The 18,944-nt window shown below is 74.3% G+C and carries 10 protein-coding genes; 5 read left to right on the top strand and 5 right to left on the bottom strand.

What is annotated here, in order from left to right; genetic code table 11:
- Positions 1-315: 315 nt before the first annotated feature.
- Together lhgO and ACIGAQ_RS37900 are read right to left on the bottom strand one after the other, a co-directional pair.
- Positions 316-1,521, bottom strand: a complete 1,206-nt coding sequence (lhgO, locus tag ACIGAQ_RS37905) for an L-2-hydroxyglutarate oxidase (RefSeq protein WP_399791478.1) — start codon at positions 1,519-1,521, stop codon at positions 316-318.
- Positions 1,522-1,591: 70 nt separating this feature from the next.
- Positions 1,592-3,016: an MFS transporter gene (locus tag ACIGAQ_RS37900; RefSeq protein ID WP_311688328.1), complete on the bottom strand. Its 1,425-nt coding sequence runs from the start codon at positions 3,014-3,016 to the stop codon at positions 1,592-1,594.
- An 836-nt stretch (positions 3,017-3,852) separates the two neighbouring features.
- Between ACIGAQ_RS37900 and ACIGAQ_RS37895 the strand changes: the two genes are divergently transcribed.
- Together ACIGAQ_RS37895 and ACIGAQ_RS37890 are read left to right on the top strand one after the other, a co-directional pair.
- Entirely contained in the window at positions 3,853-5,970 is a 2,118-nt protein-coding gene (locus ACIGAQ_RS37895; RefSeq protein ID WP_311688329.1) for an asparagine synthase-related protein, read from the top strand.
- A 411-nt stretch (positions 5,971-6,381) separates the two neighbouring features.
- Positions 6,382-9,693 carry a BTAD domain-containing putative transcriptional regulator gene (locus tag ACIGAQ_RS37890; RefSeq protein WP_399791473.1) on the top strand — a complete coding sequence of 1,104 codons (3,312 nt, stop codon included), beginning with the start codon at positions 6,382-6,384 and terminating at the stop codon, positions 9,691-9,693.
- Positions 9,694-9,761: 68 nt separating this feature from the next.
- On the opposite strand, the gene ACIGAQ_RS37885 is transcribed toward ACIGAQ_RS37890, so the two are convergent.
- Together ACIGAQ_RS37885 and ACIGAQ_RS37880 are read right to left on the bottom strand one after the other, a co-directional pair.
- Positions 9,762-11,762, bottom strand: coding sequence for a sigma-70 family RNA polymerase sigma factor (locus ACIGAQ_RS37885; RefSeq protein WP_399791470.1), 2,001 nt, complete (start codon positions 11,760-11,762; stop codon positions 9,762-9,764).
- Positions 11,763-12,224: 462 nt separating this feature from the next.
- A complete protein-coding gene (locus ACIGAQ_RS37880; protein ID WP_311689244.1) occupies positions 12,225-12,989 on the bottom strand; it encodes a helix-turn-helix domain-containing protein in 765 nt (254 codons plus the stop codon).
- Positions 12,990-13,363: 374 nt separating this feature from the next.
- Here ACIGAQ_RS37880 and ACIGAQ_RS37875 point away from each other — a divergent pair, with 374 nt between their 5' ends.
- Together ACIGAQ_RS37875 and ACIGAQ_RS37870 are read left to right on the top strand one after the other, a co-directional pair.
- Positions 13,364-14,743 (top strand): NAD(P)/FAD-dependent oxidoreductase, encoded by a 1,380-nt coding sequence (locus ACIGAQ_RS37875; protein ID WP_399791467.1) that lies wholly within the window; start codon positions 13,364-13,366, stop codon positions 14,741-14,743.
- 173 nt (positions 14,744-14,916) lie between these two features.
- Complete coding sequence (locus ACIGAQ_RS37870) at positions 14,917-16,584, top strand: SpoIIE family protein phosphatase (RefSeq protein WP_311689248.1); 1,668 nt, start codon at positions 14,917-14,919, stop codon at positions 16,582-16,584.
- A 13-nt stretch (positions 16,585-16,597) separates the two neighbouring features.
- Here the strand turns inward: ACIGAQ_RS37870 and ACIGAQ_RS37865 are convergent, their stop codons facing one another.
- The gene (locus ACIGAQ_RS37865) at positions 16,598-17,860 is read right to left on the bottom strand and encodes an MFS transporter (protein ID WP_399791481.1); all 1,263 of its coding nucleotides are present in this window, start codon (positions 17,858-17,860) and stop codon (positions 16,598-16,600) included.
- Between the two features lie 122 nt (positions 17,861-17,982).
- Here ACIGAQ_RS37865 and ACIGAQ_RS37860 point away from each other — a divergent pair, with 122 nt between their 5' ends.
- On the top strand, positions 17,983-18,531 hold the full coding sequence (locus tag ACIGAQ_RS37860; protein WP_311689249.1) for a MarR family transcriptional regulator: 549 nt from the start codon (positions 17,983-17,985) through the stop codon (positions 18,529-18,531).
- Positions 18,532-18,944 lie beyond the last annotated feature (413 nt).

Raw genomic sequence — 18,944 nt, 5'->3', positions numbered from 1 at the left:
GGGGGTGTCCGTCCTCGGAACGGCGCGATGGGGTTGCGTGCCGACTGACTGTGCGTCGACGCGCCGACCGCTGCGGGCGGACACCCCCCGGCACGGCCCCTTGCGCGCGTCGGCGGGTGCGCGCCGTCCCGGCTGCCGCCACGGCTCCTGCTCCGGCGACCCACCCGACCGTGCCCGGCTGCGGACGCGTCCCGGCTGTCGCTGCGGCTTCCGCTTCGGTGGCTCTCCCGGCTGTGCCTGGGTGCCGCCGGTCGTTCGGCGGTGGCTGCGGACGCGTCGCGGATGGCGCCCCGGCGGTCCTCCCGGCTGTGCCTCTCACAGTGCGCTCAACGCCCGGCGTGCCACCTCCCTGCCGATCGGCAGGGACGCCGTGGCCGCGGGGGACGGGGCGTTGAGGACGTGGACCGTCCGAGGGGCCTCGCGGATCAGGAAGTCGTCGACCAGCGTGCCGTCCCGCAGGACGGCCTGCGCGCGCACGCCCGCCGCCGTCGGCACCAGGTCGGCCTCACAGACGCCCGGCAACAGCCGGCGCACCGCCGCCGTGAAGGCGCCCTTGGACAGGGAGCGGCGCAGCTCCCCCGCCCCGTACCGCCAGTGCCGCCGGGCGATGCGCCAGGAGCCGGGCCAGGCCAGGGTCGAGGCCAGCTCGGTGGGGCGGACCGTGGCGCGGCCGTAGCCTTCGCGGGCCAGGGCCGGTACCGCGTTGGGTCCGATGTGGACCCCGCCGTCGATGCCCCGGGTCAGATGCACCCCGAGGAAGGGGAACGCCGGATCGGGCACGGGGTAGACCAGGCCCCGCACCAGCTCCGGCCGGGCCAGCTCGTAGTACTCGCCGCGGAACGGCACGATCCGGACGTCCGGATCGTCCCCGGTCAGCCGGGCGATCTCGTCGCAGTACAGCCCCGCGCAGTTGACCAGGACGCGCCCGCGTACGACGTCCCCCGAGGCGGTGAGCACCGCGACGCCCCGCTCGGGTCTGCGGTCGACGCGGACCACCCGCGCGCCGTAGCGGATCTCCGCGCCCGAGCCGTGGGCCAGCTGGCGCGCGACCGCGACGAAGTCGCAGATGCCCGTCGTGCCGACGTGTATGGCGGCCAGGCCGCGCACCTCCGGCTCGTACTCCGCGATCTGGGAGGCGCCCAGCTCGCGCACCGGTATGCCGTTCTCCCGGCCGCGCTGCACCAGGGCGTGCAGGCGGGGGAGCTCCGCGCGGTCGGTGGCGACGATCAGCTTGCCGGTGACCGCGTGGGGGATGCCGTACTCGGCGCAGAACTTGATCATCTCGGCCGCCCCGCGCACCGCGTAGCGCGCCTTGAGGGAGCCGGGGCGGTAGTAGATGCCGCTGTGGATCACGCCGCTGTTGCGGCCCGTCTGGTGGCGGGCCGGGCCGGGCTCCTTCTCCAGGACGGTGACACGTGTGCCCGGTGCGGCGCGTGTGATCGCGTACGCCGTCGACAGACCGACGATCCCGCCGCCGATCACCAGCACGTCGCAGTCGTATGCGATCCCCACCGGCACCACCTCCCACCTCGATAGTGCACTGCGCCACTGACAGTGCCTTCAAACGCGGAGACGGCGGTCCTCCGGACGCCTAGGCGGGAGTCATCAGCAGGGGCCGGGCCCGCTCACGGAGCTCCACCACCCGCGGCTCGTCGCCGTAGGGCTCCAGACGGTGGAGGAGGTCCTTGACGTACTCCGTCGTGCGGGCCGACGAGATGCGGCCGGCGACCTCCACCGCCCGCACGCCCTGCTCGCAGGCCGCGTCCAGATTGCCCGACTCCAGTTCGGCCACCGCGGAGACGACCAGGCGCAGGCCGTGCGAGCGCACGAACTCCTCCGTCGGCTGCGACAGCGCCTGCTCCGTGAAGCGGCGGACCTGGCGGGGCGCCTTGAGGTCGCGGTAGCACTCGGCCGCGTCGGCGCAGAAACGGTCGTAGGAGTAGAAGCCGAGCCAGCTCGGGTCGTTGTCGCCGGGGCGGGCCCGCTCCAGCCAGCTCTCGGCCGCCTTCAGGGCGCCGCCGGCGGCCGGCGCGTCGCCCGCGCGCGCGTGGGCCCGGGCCTCGACGAGGCGGAAGAAGCTCATGGTGCGGGCCGTGGCGAGGCCGCGGTTGCGCTCCAGGGCGGCCTGGGCGAGGTCCACGCCCTCGTCACCGAAGCCGCGGTAGGTGGCCTGGAGGGACATGGAGGCCAGGACGTAGCCCCCGAGCGGGACGTCGGCCGCCGCCCGGGCCAGGCGCAGCGCCTGGATGTAGTAGCGCTGGGCCGCTTCCTGCTGGCCCGTGTCGAAGGCCATCCAGCCGGCGAGCCGGGTGAGTTCGGCGGAGGCGCCGAACAGGGCCCGGCCGACCTCGTCGGAGTAGGAGCCGAGCAGGAGCGGGGCGGCCTCCACCCGCAGGCACTCGGGGACCATCGACGAACGCCAGTCACCGCCGCCGTACTTGGAGTCCCAGCGCCGGGCGTCCTCGGCGGCCTCCCGCAGCTTCTGCACATCGCTGTGGCCGACTTTGAGCGGTGCGCCGGAGCCCTCACCGGGGCCCACGTCACGCGCGACCGAACTGTCGGCCGGGGTTATCAGCCATCGGGAGGCGGGCGTTGCGTACGCGCTCACTGCGAACGATCCGGCGAGCGACTGCCAGATGCCGCCGGAGCCGGCACGGCGGCCGGCGAGGTCGAGGCGGTACAGCTCCGTCGCGGACTTCACCGCCTGGCCGACGTCGCGCGGGAAGGCGAGGCCGACCTCGGGTGCGGGGTCCGCGTCCGCCAGGCCGATCTCGTGGAGCGGCACCGGGCGGCCGAGCTTCTGCCCGATGGCGGCGGCGATGAGGTGCGGGGCGGCACCCTGCGGCACCATGCCCTTCGACACCCAGCGCGCCACCGACGTCTTGTCGTAGCGAAGTGTCAGTCCCCGCTGTGCGCCAAGATCGTTGACGCGCCGCGCGAGGCCTGCGTTGCTGATTCCCGCGAGGGCGAGAACGGCGCCGAGTTTTTCGTTCGGCCCGCGTTGCTCCCTGGACATGCGCCACCCCTCGACACAGACGGCTGCCGCGCTGGCATAACCGTGCGGCATTCGTAAACCCAGCGTAGTTCGCCGCATCCCAAGCGTTAAGGGGCATTGTTCCGGTTGGCGGGATTGTGGTCCGTACTGAAGTGCGGGTCAGATACGGGCAGTTGCGGCGTGCTCCCACTGTGTGGCCGTGCGCCTGCCCGTGCGCTCTGGTCCGGCCATCACGGGAGCGGTTCCATGGTCCTCGCGTGGGTCGGCCCGCTGTACTGGATCCAGTGGGCTGGGGGACACCGCCGCCTCCATCCCCGCGGGCGGCGGAACGGTCCGGGAGGCGTGCTCCGTCTCCCGGACTGCGCGTCCGGGCGACGCGACGCCGATCCTGTACGGAGCGTGTTCGAAGCTGCCCGTGTATCGGCGATTTGGCCGAAAATCGACCCCGACTTTCCTGGGGCATCAGGGCCCCGACCACGGCAATTGAGGGCGCGTTGGGCGTGTTTGGGGCGCGTATCGGGGGCGCGTTCACGTCGCGGTCGTACGGATGACGTGTCGCCGGTATGCCTTGCCCCGTGGCCGGATGGTCGCGTAGTTGCGTCGCGCCGGGGGCTCCGCGGTTCCCTTCCTTTCGCTCTTCTTCGCCTCCTTCGTTCGCTCCTCGTCTCGTGCGGTGCGGGCCGTGTCGCGTTGGGCGTACGGGAGTTCGGGATGTGACGGACCGTTCCGGCGGCTCCGCCGGGGCGCATTCGGCGGAGCGCGAGCGGCGCGGGCACCCTCTGGAGCGCTTCCTTCATGGCAGCATGGTGAACCGGTTCGTACGGTGCACTGGTTGTCCACAGCCTGTGGAGGCGGCGATGCGGTGGTTGGTGGGATGGAGCAGCACCGCCGCGGGAGCCGTCGCTGCCGGCTCGGCGGGGGCCACCGGGCACGACGGTGAGACCCTGCACCCGGTGGGGTCCCAACTGCTGTGGGGCGACCCCGATCCGCTGTGGGCCGTGGGCGACTGGCGGCCCGACGAGGTGCGGGTCGTGAAGGCCGACGAGCGCACGCGCATCGCCGTGCTCGGGATCTGCGGCGCCACCGACGAGCAGTTGCGCGTCGCCCTGTTCGCCGCGCGCGGCGGGGCACTTCGGCATCTGACCGCCTGGCCGGGCAGCTACACCGCGATCGTGCAGGTCGGCAGGAGGATCACCGTCTGCGGCGATCTCGCGGGCGCGCGGCCGGTGTTCTACACCCCCTGGGCCGGCGGCACGGCCTACGCGACGGCCGCGCTGCCGCTGGCCGACCTCATCGAGGCCAACCTCGACTTCGGGCACCTCGCCGCGCTGCTGGCCGCCCCCGACGTGCCCGCCGCGCTCCACGACTCGACGCCGTACGACGGCGTGAAGCGGATTCCGCCGGGGCACGCCCTGATCCTGCGCGCCGGGGCGCGGGAGATCGCCGGGTACGAGCCGGTCGCCTCTCTGGCCGTCGCCGCCCCGCCGGCCGATCCCGACCGAGCCGTGGACGCCGTGCGCGACGCGCTCGTCGAGGCCGTGCGGACGCGGCTGTCCGCGCCGCGGCACGTCCCCGGGTCGGACATCGACCCCGGGCCCGTGCCCGGGATGGGGCCCGCCGAACGGCGCGCGGCACGCGGGATGCCGGTGCCGGGCATCGGGGCGGACCTGTCCGGCGGGCCCGCCTCGGGAACGCTGGCGCTGCTGGCCGCGGGACTGCCCGGCATGCCGGGCACGGTGCTCGGGCACGGCACGGGCGCGGGCGAGCGGCTGCTGGCGGTCACCTTCAACGACCTGGCCGTCGGCGGGCGCGAGGCCGAGCTGGAGCGGGCCGGGGCGCTGGCGGCGAACCCGCGGCTGCACCACGTGGTCGTCACGGGCGGCGAGGAGACCCTGCCGTACGCCGACCTGGACGGGCCGCTGACGGACGAACCCGGGGCCTGCCTGGTGACGGCGGCACGGCACCGGGCCCGGCTGGCGGCGGGCAGCGCGGACCATTTCACCGGGTACGGGGCGCGGCAGGTGCTGGACGCGCACCCCGCGCGCCTGGCCGACCTGCTGATGGACCGCCGGCGGCGTCATCTCGTGCGGCCGGTCGCGGCGTTGGCCAAGGCGGACGGGTCGGTGCTGGTGCCCGCGCGCGTGTACGCGGCGGCGCGGCGGTTGTCCCGCACGCCCTACCGGTCGGGGGTGGAGTCCCTCGCCGAGCGGCTCCTCGACCACCGGCCGGACGACGGGCCGGACGCGCCCGGCGGGGCGGTGGAGGCCTCCCTCGCGGCGCTGACCTGGGGCAGACCCGGGCCGGCGGCGCGCTGGCTGACCGGTGAGGCGCTCGCTGAAGTATCGGTTCGCCTTCAGGCGTCGACGCACCGGTCGGAGCTGGTGGGACCCGGGCAGCGGCCGGGCGACTTCCGCGCGCGGGCGGCGCTGGCGCGGCACGCGGCGGACCTGCGTGTGCTGGAGCAGGCCGCGGAGATCCGCTTCCAGCGGCTGCACGCGCCGTTCCTCGACAACCAGGTGGTGCGGGCGGCACGCGCGCTGCCGGAGGCGTTGCGGGTGCGGCCGGGGGCGCGGGCGGCGGTGCTGCGCACCGTGCTGGAGGGCGCAGGAGTACGGGAGTTGCCCGCCGGGTGGGGTGCGCCGACCCAGGCCACGGCGGCCGCGGCGGCGCGTACGGGGTTGCGGGTGGCGGCGGATTCGCTGGTCGCGCTGTTCGACACGCCGCTGCTCGCGGAGGCGGGGCTGGTCGAGGCGCGGGTGGTGCGCAAGGCGCTGCGCGGCGCGGCGGCGGGCGAGCCGCTGCCCCTGGACGGGCTCGCGGACCTGGTCTCCCTGGAACTGTGGCTGCGCCGCCTGCTGGCTCGCCGCGGCACGTGCTGGACGGGCACACCGGCCCGCCAGCGCGCGGTACCGGCGGGGATCGCGCCGCAGCGGGGGGCGCTGGGGGCGGGTGCGGGCGGGGGGCGTCGGGGGTAGGGCGGTGCCTGTGCTTGCGGAGGGGGAGTGGTCGGGGTCCATCCGTGCGTCGGGGTAGTGGTCGGGGCCCGTGCGTGCGCCTTCCCACCGTGGTGGGGCGGGGCCGCGCCGGGGGGTGTCCGTCCTCGGAACGGCGCGATCGAGTTGGGTGCCGACTGACTGTCTGTTGACGCGCCAACCGCTGCGGGCGGACACCCCCGGCACGGCCCCTTGCGCCGTCCAGCGGGTGCGGGCGCGTCGTGCTTCCGGCACAGGCCCGTGCTGCCGGGGCCGGTCCCGTCCTCGCTGCGGGCATGCGGCCGAGGGCGCAGAGGTACCTCGTCGGGCCGAGTCGGGCACTCATCGGCGAGGCTCCGGTAACGCCCGGCAAAAAATCCGGGCCCCCACACGAACCCCGGCGACAATGATCCCGTGCGGTACAGAATCCTGGGCGTCACCACGGCAGAGGGCGAGGACGGCACAGTCGTACCCGTCGGCGGCCCGCGCCTGCGCGCCCTGCTCACCGCCCTCGCCCTGCGGCCCGGGCGCGTCACGCCACCCCGGACCCTGATCGACGAGGTCTGGGCCGACGACCCGCCCCAGGACGCCCCCGCCGCCCTCCAGGCCCTGGTCGGCCGGCTCCGCCGGGCACTCGGCAAGGACGCCGTGACGCTTGAGCCCGGCGGCTACCGGCTCGCGGCCGGACCGGACGACGTCGACCTCTTCGTCTTCGAACGGCTGCTCCGCCAGGGCACGGACGCCCTCACCGCCGACGACCCCGCCCGCGCGGAAGGGCACCTGGGCGACGCCCTCGCCCTCTGGCACGGCCCCGCCCTCGCCGATCTCCCCGACCGCTCCGCCGCCACCCGCCCCGAAGCGGCCCGCCTGGAGGCGACCAGGGCGAGGGCCGAGGCCCGCCTCCGGCTCGGCCGCGCGCGGGACGTCGTACCGGAACTGCGCGAGCTCACGGCCGTGCACCCGTACGACGAGCCCCTGCACGCCCTGTTGATCCGCGCCCTGCGCGACGCCGGCCGCGCGGCCGACGCCCTCGCCGCGTACGAGACCGCGCGCCGGGCCCTCGCCGAAGGCCTCGGCACCGACCCGGGGCCGCGGCTGCGCGCCCTGCACGCCGAACTGCTCGCCGGGGAGGAGCAGGACGGGACGGCGCGGCCGGAGCCCGGGCGGGTCGGCAACCTCCGGCCCCGGCTGACGTCCTTCGTCGGCCGGGAACCCGAGATCGACGCCATCCGTTCCGATGTGCACAGGGCCCGTCTCGTCACCCTCACCGGACCGGGCGGCTCCGGAAAGACCCGCCTCGCCGAGGAGGCCGCCGCCGGGCTTCCGCAGGCATGGCTCGTCGAGCTCGCCCCGCTCGACCGGCCCGAGGCGGTGCCGGGAGCCGTGGTCAGCGCGCTCGGTCTGCGCGAGACCGTGCTGATGACCAGCGAGCTCACGGCGCTGAAGGACGACCCCGTCGCCCTGCTCGTGGCGTACTGCGCCCCGCGCGGCCTTCTGCTGATCCTTGACAACTGCGAGCATGTCATCGGCGCCGCCGCTGATCTCGCCGAGACGCTGCTGACCCGCTGCCCGGGCCTCACGATCCTCGCCACCAGCCGCGAGCCCCTGGGTGTGCCGGGCGAGGTGGTGCGCCCGGTCGGGCCCCTGCGCCCCGACCAGGCCCGCCGGCTGTTCGCGGAGCGTGCCGCCGCCGTGCGTCCCGACGCGCGGGACGTGCTCCGGGACGAGCCGGCGGTGGCGGAGATCTGCCGGCGGCTGGACGGGCTGCCGCTCGCCATCGAGCTGGCGGCCGCCCGGCTCCGCCTGCTCACTCCCCGCCAGATCGCCGACCGTCTCGACGACCGCTTCCGCCTCCTCACCTCCGGAAGCCGTACGGTCCTGCCCCGCCAGCAGACCCTGCGCGCCGTCGTCGACTGGTCGTGGGACCTGCTCGACGAATCCGAGCGCACGGTGCTGCGCGAGGTGTCCGTCTTCACCGGAGGCTGGGACCTCGCGGCGGCGGAAGCCGTGTGCAGCGGTCCCGTCGCCGAGCTGCTCGGGTCCCTCGTCGACAAGTCCCTCGTCGTGGCCGCCCCGGCGCGGGACGGCGACTGTCCCGGCATGCGCTACCGCATGCTGGAGACCATCCACGAGTACGCCGCCGAGCGCGCGACCGAGACCGAGCCCCTGCGCGCCGCGGCCGAGCTCCGGCATCGCGCGTGGGTGCGCGCCCTCGTCGAGCGGGCCGAGCCACTGCTGCGCTCCGCCGCGCAACTGCCCTGGATGTCCCGCCTGGAGACGGAGCTGGACAACATCCGCGCGGCCCTCGACCGGGCCCTGACGGCCGGGGACGAGGAGGAGGCCGCCGCCCTCGCCCTGGGCATGGGCTGGTTCTGGTGGCTGCGCAACTACCGCCAGGAAGGCCTGGAGTGGCTCGGGCGCATCCTGCGGCTGGGCGTCGCGCTCGACACCGGGGCGCACCGGACGCCCGGTGACGAGGCGGACCTGCCCGATCCCGTCGACCATTTCCTGGCCGCGCCGGACGGGGAGGCGGGGCATCCGTCGCACGCCCTGCGGATGGACCTGCGCATGCTGCAGCTGTTCTTCCTCACCGAGGCCGCGCCCATGGACGTGTTCGTCGACGAGCGGCGCGCCCACGTGGAGCGGGTGTGGGCCCACTTCGCGGACGGCGGACCGCAGGCGGCCCGGCTCCCCGGGCTGGTCTGCCCGATCATCTCGGCCTACCTGGACGTGCAGCGCGAGGCCCGGGCCGTCATGGACGCCGCCGTCGCCAACTGCCGCGCTCACGGGGGTGACTGGGAGCTCGCCGTCGCCCTGATGTTCCGTACGCACATGGTCGTCGACGCCCCGGGCGACCTGGGAGGCGTCGACGACGACCTCGCTGAGCTGCGGGTCCTCAGCCGCCGCGTGGGTGACCGATGGCTGCGGGCCCAGGTGTGCAGCGCGGCCGGCGAGGCGGCCATGGCGCGGGGCCGTTTCGACCTGGCGGAGGGGGAGTACGAGGAGGCCCTGCGGCTGGCCGACGAGGTGGGCGCGTTCACGGAGTCGCCGTTCCTCAAGGCCCGGCTCGCCGAGATCTCCTACCGCGCCGGGGACCGGCCGGCCGCGATCGAGGCGCTGGACGAGGCGAGCGCGGCGGCCGAGCGGTACGGCGTGGCCGACTCCAAGGCGTTCGTGCGGCTGCTGCGCGCCCAGATGGAGACCGACGTGGGGCACATCGCGCGGGCACGTGAACTGTGCGAGGCGGCGCGGGCGGAGACCCGGCGGGGAACACCGCCGCCCCAGTTCGTGGTCATGCTGCACCTGGTCGACGCCATGATCACGGCGGGCGAGTCCGGGCCGGAGCGCGCGCTGGCCACGCTGAACGAGGCCTTGCGCGAAGCCGTGGACAAGCGGTGCTCCGACGCCGTCCGGGCCGCGGTGGTGGACGGCGCCGCCGCCCTCCTGGCCGACCTGGGCGACTTCCCGCGCGCGGCCCGGCTGCTCGGCACCGGTGACCACTGGCGTTCCGGCCGCCCCCGGCCGATGCCCGAGCGCGCCCACGCGGAGCGCGCGGAGGCCGCCGCCCGCGCCGCGCTGGGCGACGGCCGGTGCGCGGCGGAGCGGGCCGCCGGCACGGCCCTCACCGCGGACGACGTCCTGCGCGAGCTGGCCGAGGCACACCGCGCGTACGCGGTTGGGGCCTGTCGTCTGGATCATGACGCAGGGCATCGGCAGCACCTGTGAACGCCGGTGAGCCGGCTCTGGTGCGCGTGCCAGGCCCCGCGTCTGCGTCATGATCCGAACGACAGGCCCTAACGGCAGGTGAACCGCGACTCCGCCCAGTCCGCCAGGGTCATTCCGTCCAGCACACCGCGCGGCTCCACCACCAGCCGGACGGTGCTGCGGCCGGTGAGGTCCACATGGACGGGGACGGCCGGGTCACCGCCCTCGACCGACCCGGACCGCCAGAGCCGGACGCCGTCGGCGTGGACGGAGAAGGACACCTTGCCGTGCTTCAGCGTCATGTCGTCGACGCCGACGACCGCGTCGTAGGAGGAGCAGGAGCGGTTGAGGTCGATCGTGACGGAGGAGGTGCCGTGCACGGTCACGCCGTGCGCGTACCGCTGCCCGCCGACCGACAGACCGGACCGCTTCCAGACCCAGCTGCTCGAACCGATCCGCATCTCGGGCCCGGTGCCGTCGCCCGTGACGTCGTACGACAGCTCGCTCCACTGGTAGACGGCCGGGGCGGGCGGCGGTGGGGGCGGAGGCGGCGTGGGCGTGGGTGTCGGGGTGGGAGCCGGGGGTGCAGGGGGTGCCGGGCTGGGGGAGGCCGGGGGCCGGGTGGGGCGCGGGGCCGGCCTCGGGGACTCGTCCGGAGTGGGGGCGGTGCCGGCGGGCGGTGTCGGAGCGGGCGTCCGCGCGCCGACGGGCACGAGGGCCGGCGGACGCGGCCCGGGCTCCCGCCGGGGCGGGTCGGGCGTGGGCTCGCCGGGCCGGACCACGGACGAGGGCGGCGGGGACGACGGTGCCGGCCTCGCCTCCGGTCCGGGCCTGTCGTTGCCGGCCAGGGCCAGCACGACCGCCGCAACGACCCCGACGGCCACCACCCCGGCCGCGATACCGGCCTTCACGGGGGCGCCGATCCCTTCGGAGGCCGCCGCGCCGCCACCGGCCCCGCCGGAGGAGCCGCCCGCCGCCCCGCCGGACGCACCGGCACCCGCCGTTCCGGACGAACCACCCGCCGCCGCGGCCGCCCCCGCTGCACCGGCGGCTCCCGCACCGGTGCCCCCGGCGATGAGACCGGCCGCCTTGGCGTACCCGGCGGCACCGAACCAGCCGATGACGGCCACCGGTACGACGGCCGGGATGCCGCCCGCCACCTCCGCGATCTGACTCGCGGCCAGGCGGCACTTGGCGCACTCCTCCAGGTGCTTGCGCAGCCCCCGCTCGGCCCGGGTGCGCAAGCGGCCACGGGCGTACGTGCCGAGCTGGTCGGCGTAGCGCGCGCACTCCTCGTCGGCGGTGAGCGTGGCGCTGACGTGGGCCTGGAGATAGGCCTGCTTGAGACCCTCACGGGCACGGCTGGCCAGCACGCGCGTGCCGTTGGCGTCCAGACCGAAGAGCGTGGCGACCTCGCTGGGCGACTCGTCCTCGACCTCGGTGTGCCAGAGCACGGCCTGCCAGCGCTCGGGCAGCGACCGGAACGCGCGCATGGCCATGGACTGCTCGGCCTCGTGCATGGCCCGTACGTCCGCGCCCAGTTCGAGCGTGTCGTCGTCGGACGCGTCCCGGCCGCGTGCGGACTGGGCGGCGAACACGGCGAAGTCGTCGACGAGCTGCTCGCGCCGCGCCGACCGCGTCCAGGAGGCGGCGACGCGCCGCACCGAGGTGAGCAGGTACGCGCGGACCGCGTGGGTGGGGCCGGAGCCGCCGCGGACGGCCTGGAGCACACGGGCGAAGACCTCGGCGGTCAGGTCGTCGGCGGTGTGCGCGTCCCGGCAGCAGGTGCGGGCGTACCGGCGCACGGCCTGCGCGTGGCGCCGGTACAGCTCCTCGTACGCCGTGTCGTCGCCCGCGCGCATCCGGTCGATGAGGTCGGCGTCCGACGGCGGCAGTTCGCGCGGCGGCGGCAGGACCCCGTCCTCGCGCCGGTCGCGCTGGGCCGGGACCGACTCCTCGCTGGAACGTCCGCCGGCAGGAACGCTTCCTCGCCCGCCCTGGCTCGGCACCTGTGGGGGAAGCGGGCCGCCGGGCGCGGCGTCCCCGCCGTTTCCGGTGCCGCTCGACTCGTCCCGCCCGTCAACGCTCATCGCGGAACGCCCCCGCCAGCCGCCGTACCCGTCCAGACCACCGGGTCAGCGTGCCACAGCGGCTCCCGGGCGGAACCCCGGAGTTCGGACCGTCACTCGTCCGTGGGGATGCGCCGCACGCCAGTACTGGCCGGCCCTCGTGCGGGGAAGGCTCCTCCTTCGCCCTGGGACCGGAGGCGCCGCCCACCGCCGTTCGAGCCGGTGACCGAGGGGGCCCTGATGGCCTCGGTCGAGCGGGCCTCGATGGTCTGGGACGAGCGGACCCCGGTGGTCTGGCGCGAGCGGACCCCGATGGTCTGGGACGAGCGGACCTCGATGGTCTCGGTCGAGCGGGCCCAGTGGTCTCGGTCCTGCCGGCTCCGGTGGTCTCGTCCGAGGGCCGGGCGGCCCCCGGACGACTGCGCGAGGAAGCCCGGCCGCGCGACACACCGAGCCCGTCCGCAGCGGTTCACCGCCCGCGGCTCACGCCGGACGCGACCGCAGGCCCTCCAGCAGAATGTCCAGCAGCCGGGCCGACGCCGCCGCCTGCTGGGCCGCGTCCGGCAGCGAGGGCGCGGCCGTCGCGATCACCAGCAGGACGTCCGACACGGACACGTCCGCCCGCAGCTCACCCGCCGCCCGGGCCCGGTCCACGAGCTGGCCGACGACCTCCAGCAGCGCCGACGCCCCGGCGTCGTCCTCCGGCGCGGGAACGGAAGCGACGGCCACCGGCTCCTCCGGCACCAGCCGCAGCTCGGCACCGCCCGGCTGGGTCCGCTGCTGCGGCACCCGCGCACCGCCGGCCTGGTCCTCCACGACCGAGACCCGCAGCACCTGCGGCGGCAGCAGCCGGCCGGCGCCCGACGCCACCGACGTGCGCAGGAAGCGCGACAGCGCCGACCACGGCTCGTCCTCCTGGCCGAGCGCGGCCCGCGCCTGGTCGGTGAGCCGGGAGGTCTCCTCCTCGGCTATCCGCCGCACCAGGACGTCCTTGCTCGGGAACCGCCGGTACACCGTGCCCACACCGACCCGCGCGCGCCGCGCGACGTCCTCCATCGGCGCGCCGTACCCCAGCTCGCCGAAGACCTCACGCGCCGCACGCAGCACGTGCTCCAGATTGCGCTGGGCGTCCACGCGCAGCGGCGTCGTCCGCGCTCCGTCCCCGCGCCCGTTCCCCGCCGCGCTCATCGTCGCGCCACCCGCGGTAAGGGCGGACGCGGACGACCAATGAGAATCCTGAACATGCATATGCATTCCCCCGGTAATGACGTCTCCCCCCGGAGACTCTCCCCGCCATGCGATGCCGGGACGGGGGAACAGGCCCGATCCCCGGCCCGCCCGTCGCGGACCCGGTGAGCACATCCCCCTACACCCCGTCGACACACGAACATAGTTGAGAGGGGGTCAATTCAGAAGGGGCAGGTTCCGCACGGAGCGCCCACCGATCGGAGTACGGGTCGTATACGTCCCGAATGTGCCCCCGTGCGCCCCCCGCACCACCCACACTGACCTGCTGGAACACCCCGCAGTCGGCTGATCCGGCCAACTCCGCGCCCGCGCCCGCGCCGGTCACACAATTCGTCGAGGCTGTGGACAAACGCAAGCGACGGGTGCGTCATGGGATGGTGAAGGAACGTGCGCGCATTCTCGTTGTCGGTGGCGGCTACGTCGGGATGTACACGGCCCTGCGCCTGCAGCGCAGACTGAAACGGGAACTGGACCGGGGCGAGGCCGAGATCACGGTCGTCACCCCCGACCCGTACATGACGTACCAGCCGTTCCTCCCCGAGGCCGCCGCGGGCGCCATCTCACCCCGCCACGTCGTCGTACCGCTGCGCCGCGTCCTGGACCGGTGCCGTGTCCTCATCGGCGAGGCCACCGCCGTCGACCACGCGAAACGCACCGCCACGATCACCACCCTCGCCACCGAGGAGGAGGGCACGGGCGGGCGACAGCTCCCCTACGACCACCTCGTCCTCGCCCCCGGATCCGTCTCGCGCACCCTGCCGGTCCCCGGCCTCGCCGACCACGGCATCGGCTTCAAGACCGTCGAGGAGGCCATCGGCCTGCGCAACCACGTCATCGAGCAGATGGACATCGCCTCCTCCACCCGCGACCCGGCGATCCGCGACGCCGCCCTCACCTTCGTCTTCGTCGGCGGCGGCTACGCCGGTGTGGAGGCCCTCGGCGAACTGGAGGACATGGCCCGCTACGCCGCGCGCTACTACCACAACGTCCGCCCCGAGGACATGAAGTGGATCCTCGTCGAGGCCTCCGACCGCATCCTGCCCGAGGTCGGCGAGGAGATGGGCCGCTACACCGTCACCGAGCTGCGCCGCCGCAACATCGACGTCCGGCTGCGCACCCGTCTGGAGTCCTGCGCCGACCGGGTCGCCGTCCTCAGCGACGGCGCCCGCTTCCCCACCCGCACGGTCGTCTGGACGGCCGGCGTCAAACCCCACCCCGTACTCGCCGCCACCGACCTCCCGCGCAACGACCGCGGACGCCTCAGGTGCACGCCGGAACTGTCGGTCGAGGGCACCACGCACGCGTGGGCGGCCGGGGACGCCGCCGCCGTCCCCGACGTCACCGCCGCCGAACCGGGCCGCGAGTGCGCCCCCAACGCCCAGCACGCGCTGCGCCAGGCCAAGGTGCTCGCCGACAACATCGTCCACACCTTGCGCGACGAACCCCTGGAGACGTACGAACACGCCTACGCCGGCTCCGTCGCCTCCCTCGGCCTGCACAAGGGCGTCGCCCACGTCTACGGGCGCAAGCTCAAGGGCTACCCCGCCTGGTTCATGCACCGCGCCTACCACCTCAGCCGCGTGCCCACCTTCAACCGCAAGGCGCGCGTGCTCGCCGAATGGACCCTGGCCGGCCTGTTCAAACGGGAGATCGTCTCCCTCGGTTCACTCGAACACCCCCGGGCGGAGTTCGAACTCGCGGCCGGTGGAAAGCCTTCCCAAGACCCCCCGGGCAACCCGAAGGGGTCGTCCTGACCGGACCCAGGAACTCCACCGCCCGGCCCGGCGTCTGACGGATGTCGGTCCGGTCCGCGCACTGCCAGACTGGTCCACCACCACGGGTGTGCCACGGCTCGCCCCGGTGCGGGCCCCCGGGGCCCCGGCCGGTTCCGGTGCCGGCCGCCGACGACTACACGAGGCAAGGATTCGTGAACTTCACGCGCTGGAGCGCCCGGCTCCCCGGAACGCAGCGCCGCGCCGCAGCGCGGACCGAGCAGACGGCCTCCCCGGACCGGCGGGGGGAAGGCTCCGTACCCGCCGCCCGTGCCGAACAACTGACCGGCGAGACGCCGCCCGTGCCCCCCGTCGACGAACTGCGGGTGCGCGAGGTCCTCGACCGCGTCCCGTCCCTCGTCGCCCTGGTCCACGGCCCCGACCACCGCATCGCCTACGTCAACGACGCCTACACCACCGCCTTCGGCGTCCGCCCCCTCGGCGAACGCGCCCGCGAGGCCCTCCCCGAGCTCGACGCGCTCGGCCTCTTCCCCCTCCTGGACCAGGTCCAGCGCAGCGGCAAGCCGCGCACGGTGAAGTCCCGCAAGGCCCCCGACGGCCGCTGCTACACCTTCACCTGCACCCCGGTCGCCCAGGGCGACGGCAAGGGCGGCACGGACGGTCGCGGCGTCCTCGTCTTCGCCACCGACGTCACCGACCACGCCGAAGCCGCCGAACGCCTGCGCGCCAGCGAACGCCGCCAGCGCGAAACGGCCGTCACCCTCCAGCGCTCCCTGCTCCCCCAGGAACTCGAACAGCCGGACGACCTGCGCATCGCCGCCACCTACCACCCCGGTGGCACGGAAGCCGCCGTCGGCGGCGACTGGTACGACGTCATCACCCTGGGCGGCGGCCGCACGGCCCTGGTCATCGGCGACGTGATGGGCCGCGGCGTCCGCGCGGCCGCGGTCATGGGCCAGCTCCGCACGGCGGTCCGCGCCTACGCCCGTCTCGACCTGCCCCCGCACGAGGTTCTCCAGCTCCTCGACGGACTGGCGGCCGAGATCGACGCCAACCAGATCGCCACGTGCGCGTACGCCGTCCACGACCCGAACGAGGGCAAGCTGGTCTACGCCTCGGCCGGCCACCTCCCCATCCTCGTCCGCGACGAGAACGGCACGGTCCTGCGCGCCGACGAGCCCACCGGCCCCCCGCTCGGCACCGGCGGCTGGATGCACACCTCCGGCTCGATCCCCCTGAGCCCCGGCTCCACGGCCGTCCTCTACACGGACGGCCTGGTGGAACGCCGCGACGCCGACCTCGACGAGGGCATCGCCGCCCTGGAGCGCGCCCTGGCCGGCGCCACCGGCACGCCCCAGGTCGTCTGCGACCGCCTGGTCCGCTCGGCCGGCGTGACCCCCGACCACGACGACGACGTCGCCGTCCTGGTCCTGCAGCACCCCGCCCGCACGGGCCCCGAGAGCGAACTCTTCCGCAACGCCGCGCTGGAACTCCTGGGCGGTGTCGAAGCGGCCCCCCGCGCGCGTGCCTTCGCCTCCGGCGTCCTGACCAGCTGGCGCTTCCCCACCGACCTGCACGACCTGGGCGTCCTCGCCACCAGCGAGCTCGTCGCCAACTCCCTCCAGCACGGCACGCCGCCCATGCGTCTGCGGCTGCGCCGCACGGACCGGCGGCTGATCATCGAGGTCACCGACGGCGACGACCACCTCCCCAGACGCCGCCGCGCGGAACCGGGCGACGAATCGGGCCGCGGCATCGCGATCGTCGCCACCATCGCCTCCAGCTGGGGCTGCCGCCGCACCCCGGGCGGCGGCAAGGCGGTCTGGTGCGAGTTCGCCCTGCCGCGCGCCCGGACGACGTAGCGGATGCCGGGGATCAGACGTCCGCGGAAACGGGCGCCTTACCCCGGGCCACGACCCGGCTCTTGGCGAGCCACGGCTGGTCCTGCGCCTCGGTCAGCTGCCGCCCCAGCCGCACGGCGAGGACCGTGATCCCCAGCGAGAACACCAGGAACGCCACGATGTACGGCGCGTGCAGCGAGGCCCCCAGCGGCCCGCCCACCGCCGGCCCGACGGCCAGCGCGAGCTGCTTGACCAGGGCGAACGCCGAGTTGTACTGCCCGGCCATGCCCTCCGGCGCGAGATCCGCGACCAGCGGCGCCACGGTCGGCGACAGCATCGCCTCACCCAGCCCGAACAGGGCGTACGTCGAGACGAAGGCGGCCGTCGCCATCTCCTGGCTGCCGTGTCCCAGCCCCGCGTACCCGGCCACGGCCCACGCCACGGCCCAGATCAGGCCCACGGCCGCGATCACCCGCGAACGCCGGCGCCGCTCCACGAACCGCAGCACGGCGAACTGCGCCACGACGATCATCAGCGTGTTCGCCGCGAGGGCCGTCCCCAGCGCGGAGGTCGAGATCCCGGCGGCCTCGACCCCGTACGCGCTCAGTCCCGACTCGAACTGCCCGTAGCAAGCGAAGAACAGTACGAAGCCCAGCACGCACAGCTGCACCATGGCCCGGTTGCCGAGCAGCTGCTTCCAGCTGCCCCGCCCCGCCGCCGGCGCGCCCTCGATCCGCGGCGCGTGCGGCATCCGCACCGTCGCCATCACCACGACCAGCAGCAGGAACATCGCCGCCTCGATCGCGAAGAGCAGGGTGAAGGAGGCAGCGCTCGTGGTGTCGACCAGGTGCCCTCCGATGAGGCCGCCGACACCGAGCCCGAGGTTCTGCAGGAAGAACTGCATGGCGAACGCCCGCGACCGCGTCTCGGCCGAGGAGCAGTCCACGATCATCGTCGCCAGCGCCGGCTGCATCACGGCCTGCCCGGCCCCCAGCAGCGAGGCCGAGGCCAGCACGGCCGCCGCGCTGCCCGAGATCCCCAGGGTCAGCGCACCGACGGCGGCGGTGAGCAGGGCGGCGAGCAGCACCGGCAGCGGGCCGCGCCGGACGATGGCCCGCCCGGCGAACGGCAGCACCACCAGCGCGGCCACAGCGAAGACGGCGAGCACGAGACCCGCCGTCATGGCCCCCAGCCCGCGTACCTGCGCCACATAGACGTACAGATACGGGACCGTGAAGCCCAGCCCGAACGCGCTGAGTGCGTTGCCCACGTGGATCCGGCGCATCGCGGCGCCCATCGCCCTGGTCACGTTCACCTCTCTCACAAGTTAGGAGTGAAGACTTCGAAACTAAAGTTCGAAGCTAAAGAGTACATATCCAAGGACTTCAAGGCAAAGACGGGGCGTGCCATACTGCGGCCATGGGCGACACCCCCGGCTCCGACGAGCCGACCCTCGAAGAGCAGATCGCCGCGTACCAGCGCGAGTTCCAGGACCTCGACCCCCAGGTCGAGCAGATCGTCTCGGCCCTGTCGCGCCTGAACCGCCGCATGAACGTCGCCTACGGCCGCCAGACCTCGGCCCTCGGCATCAGCAACGCCGAGTGGGAGGTCCTCAAGGCCCTCGTCCTCTCCGGCGCCCCCTACCGACTGGGCCCCAGCGACCTCGCCAAGCGCCTCGGACTGACCCCCGCCGCCATGACTCACCGGATCGACCGCATGGTCGGCGAAGGACTGGTGACCCGAGAGCGGGACGAGACGAACCGCGTCCGCGTCATCGTGGAGCTGACATCCGAGGGGCGAGAGAAGTGGCTGGAGGCGATGCGCCTGGCGTCGGTCTTCGAGGAGGACCTGCTCCAGGACCTGTCCCCCGTCGAGCGCACGGCACTCGGCGAGGTCCTCACGCGCCTGCTGCGCCGCGTGGAGGATGCCCAGCCGGACGCCGGCGGCCGCCTGTCCGACCTGGACTGACGCGCTCGGGGCTCGCGCGCAAAAGATCTTGACAGGGAGTGCTTGACAGTCCCCAGCCGGATCCGTAGAGTTCTTCGGGTTGCCGCAGAGCCGTAACGGTTCTTCGACAGCACCTCCGCCGCAGCAGCGGCACCAACCACCAGCAAGATCGATCCCAGCGGGGTTGATTTCGGCACGCCCGAATTCAATTCGAATTGGGACTCGACGCCTTGATCGGCTCCGAACCGGGATCGATTTTGGAATCGCCGAGAGATCGCGCTAAGGTTGGACACGTCGGAACGGCCCAACAGCCGTGAAGACAACCCCCGCTGACTGGGGATCAGGTCGAGAAAAGATCTGATAGAGTCGGAAACGCAAGACCGAAGGGAAGCGCCCGGAGGAAAGCCCGAGAGGGTGAGTACAAAGGAAGCGAC

It is taken from the genome of Streptomyces sp. NPDC085932, from assembly GCF_044540525.1.
GTDB classification, from domain to species: Bacteria; Actinomycetota; Actinomycetes; order Streptomycetales; family Streptomycetaceae; genus Streptomyces; species Streptomyces levis.
Note: the sequence above shows the minus strand (reverse complement) of the source record. Positions and strands in the feature narration are given on the sequence as shown.

Bases quoted from the DNA above. Each gene is read 5' to 3' on its own strand.
- ACIGAQ_RS37900 (WP_311688328.1), bottom strand. From the start codon at position 3,016: ATGTCCAGGGAGCAACGCGGGCCGAACGAAAAACTCGGCGCCGTTCTC.
- ACIGAQ_RS37895 (WP_311688329.1), top strand. From the start codon at position 3,853: ATGCGGTGGTTGGTGGGATGGAGCAGCACCGCCGCGGGAGCCGTCGCT.
- ACIGAQ_RS37885 (WP_399791470.1), bottom strand. From the start codon at position 11,762: ATGAGCGTTGACGGGCGGGACGAGTCGAGCGGCACCGGAAACGGCGGG.
- ACIGAQ_RS37880 (WP_311689244.1), bottom strand. From the start codon at position 12,989: ATGCATGTTCAGGATTCTCATTGGTCGTCCGCGTCCGCCCTTACCGCG.
- ACIGAQ_RS37875 (WP_399791467.1), top strand. From the start codon at position 13,364: ATGGTGAAGGAACGTGCGCGCATTCTCGTTGTCGGTGGCGGCTACGTC.
- ACIGAQ_RS37865 (WP_399791481.1), bottom strand. From the start codon at position 17,860: ATGGGCGCCGCGATGCGCCGGATCCACGTGGGCAACGCACTCAGCGCG.
- ACIGAQ_RS37860 (WP_311689249.1), top strand. From the start codon at position 17,983: ATGGGCGACACCCCCGGCTCCGACGAGCCGACCCTCGAAGAGCAGATC.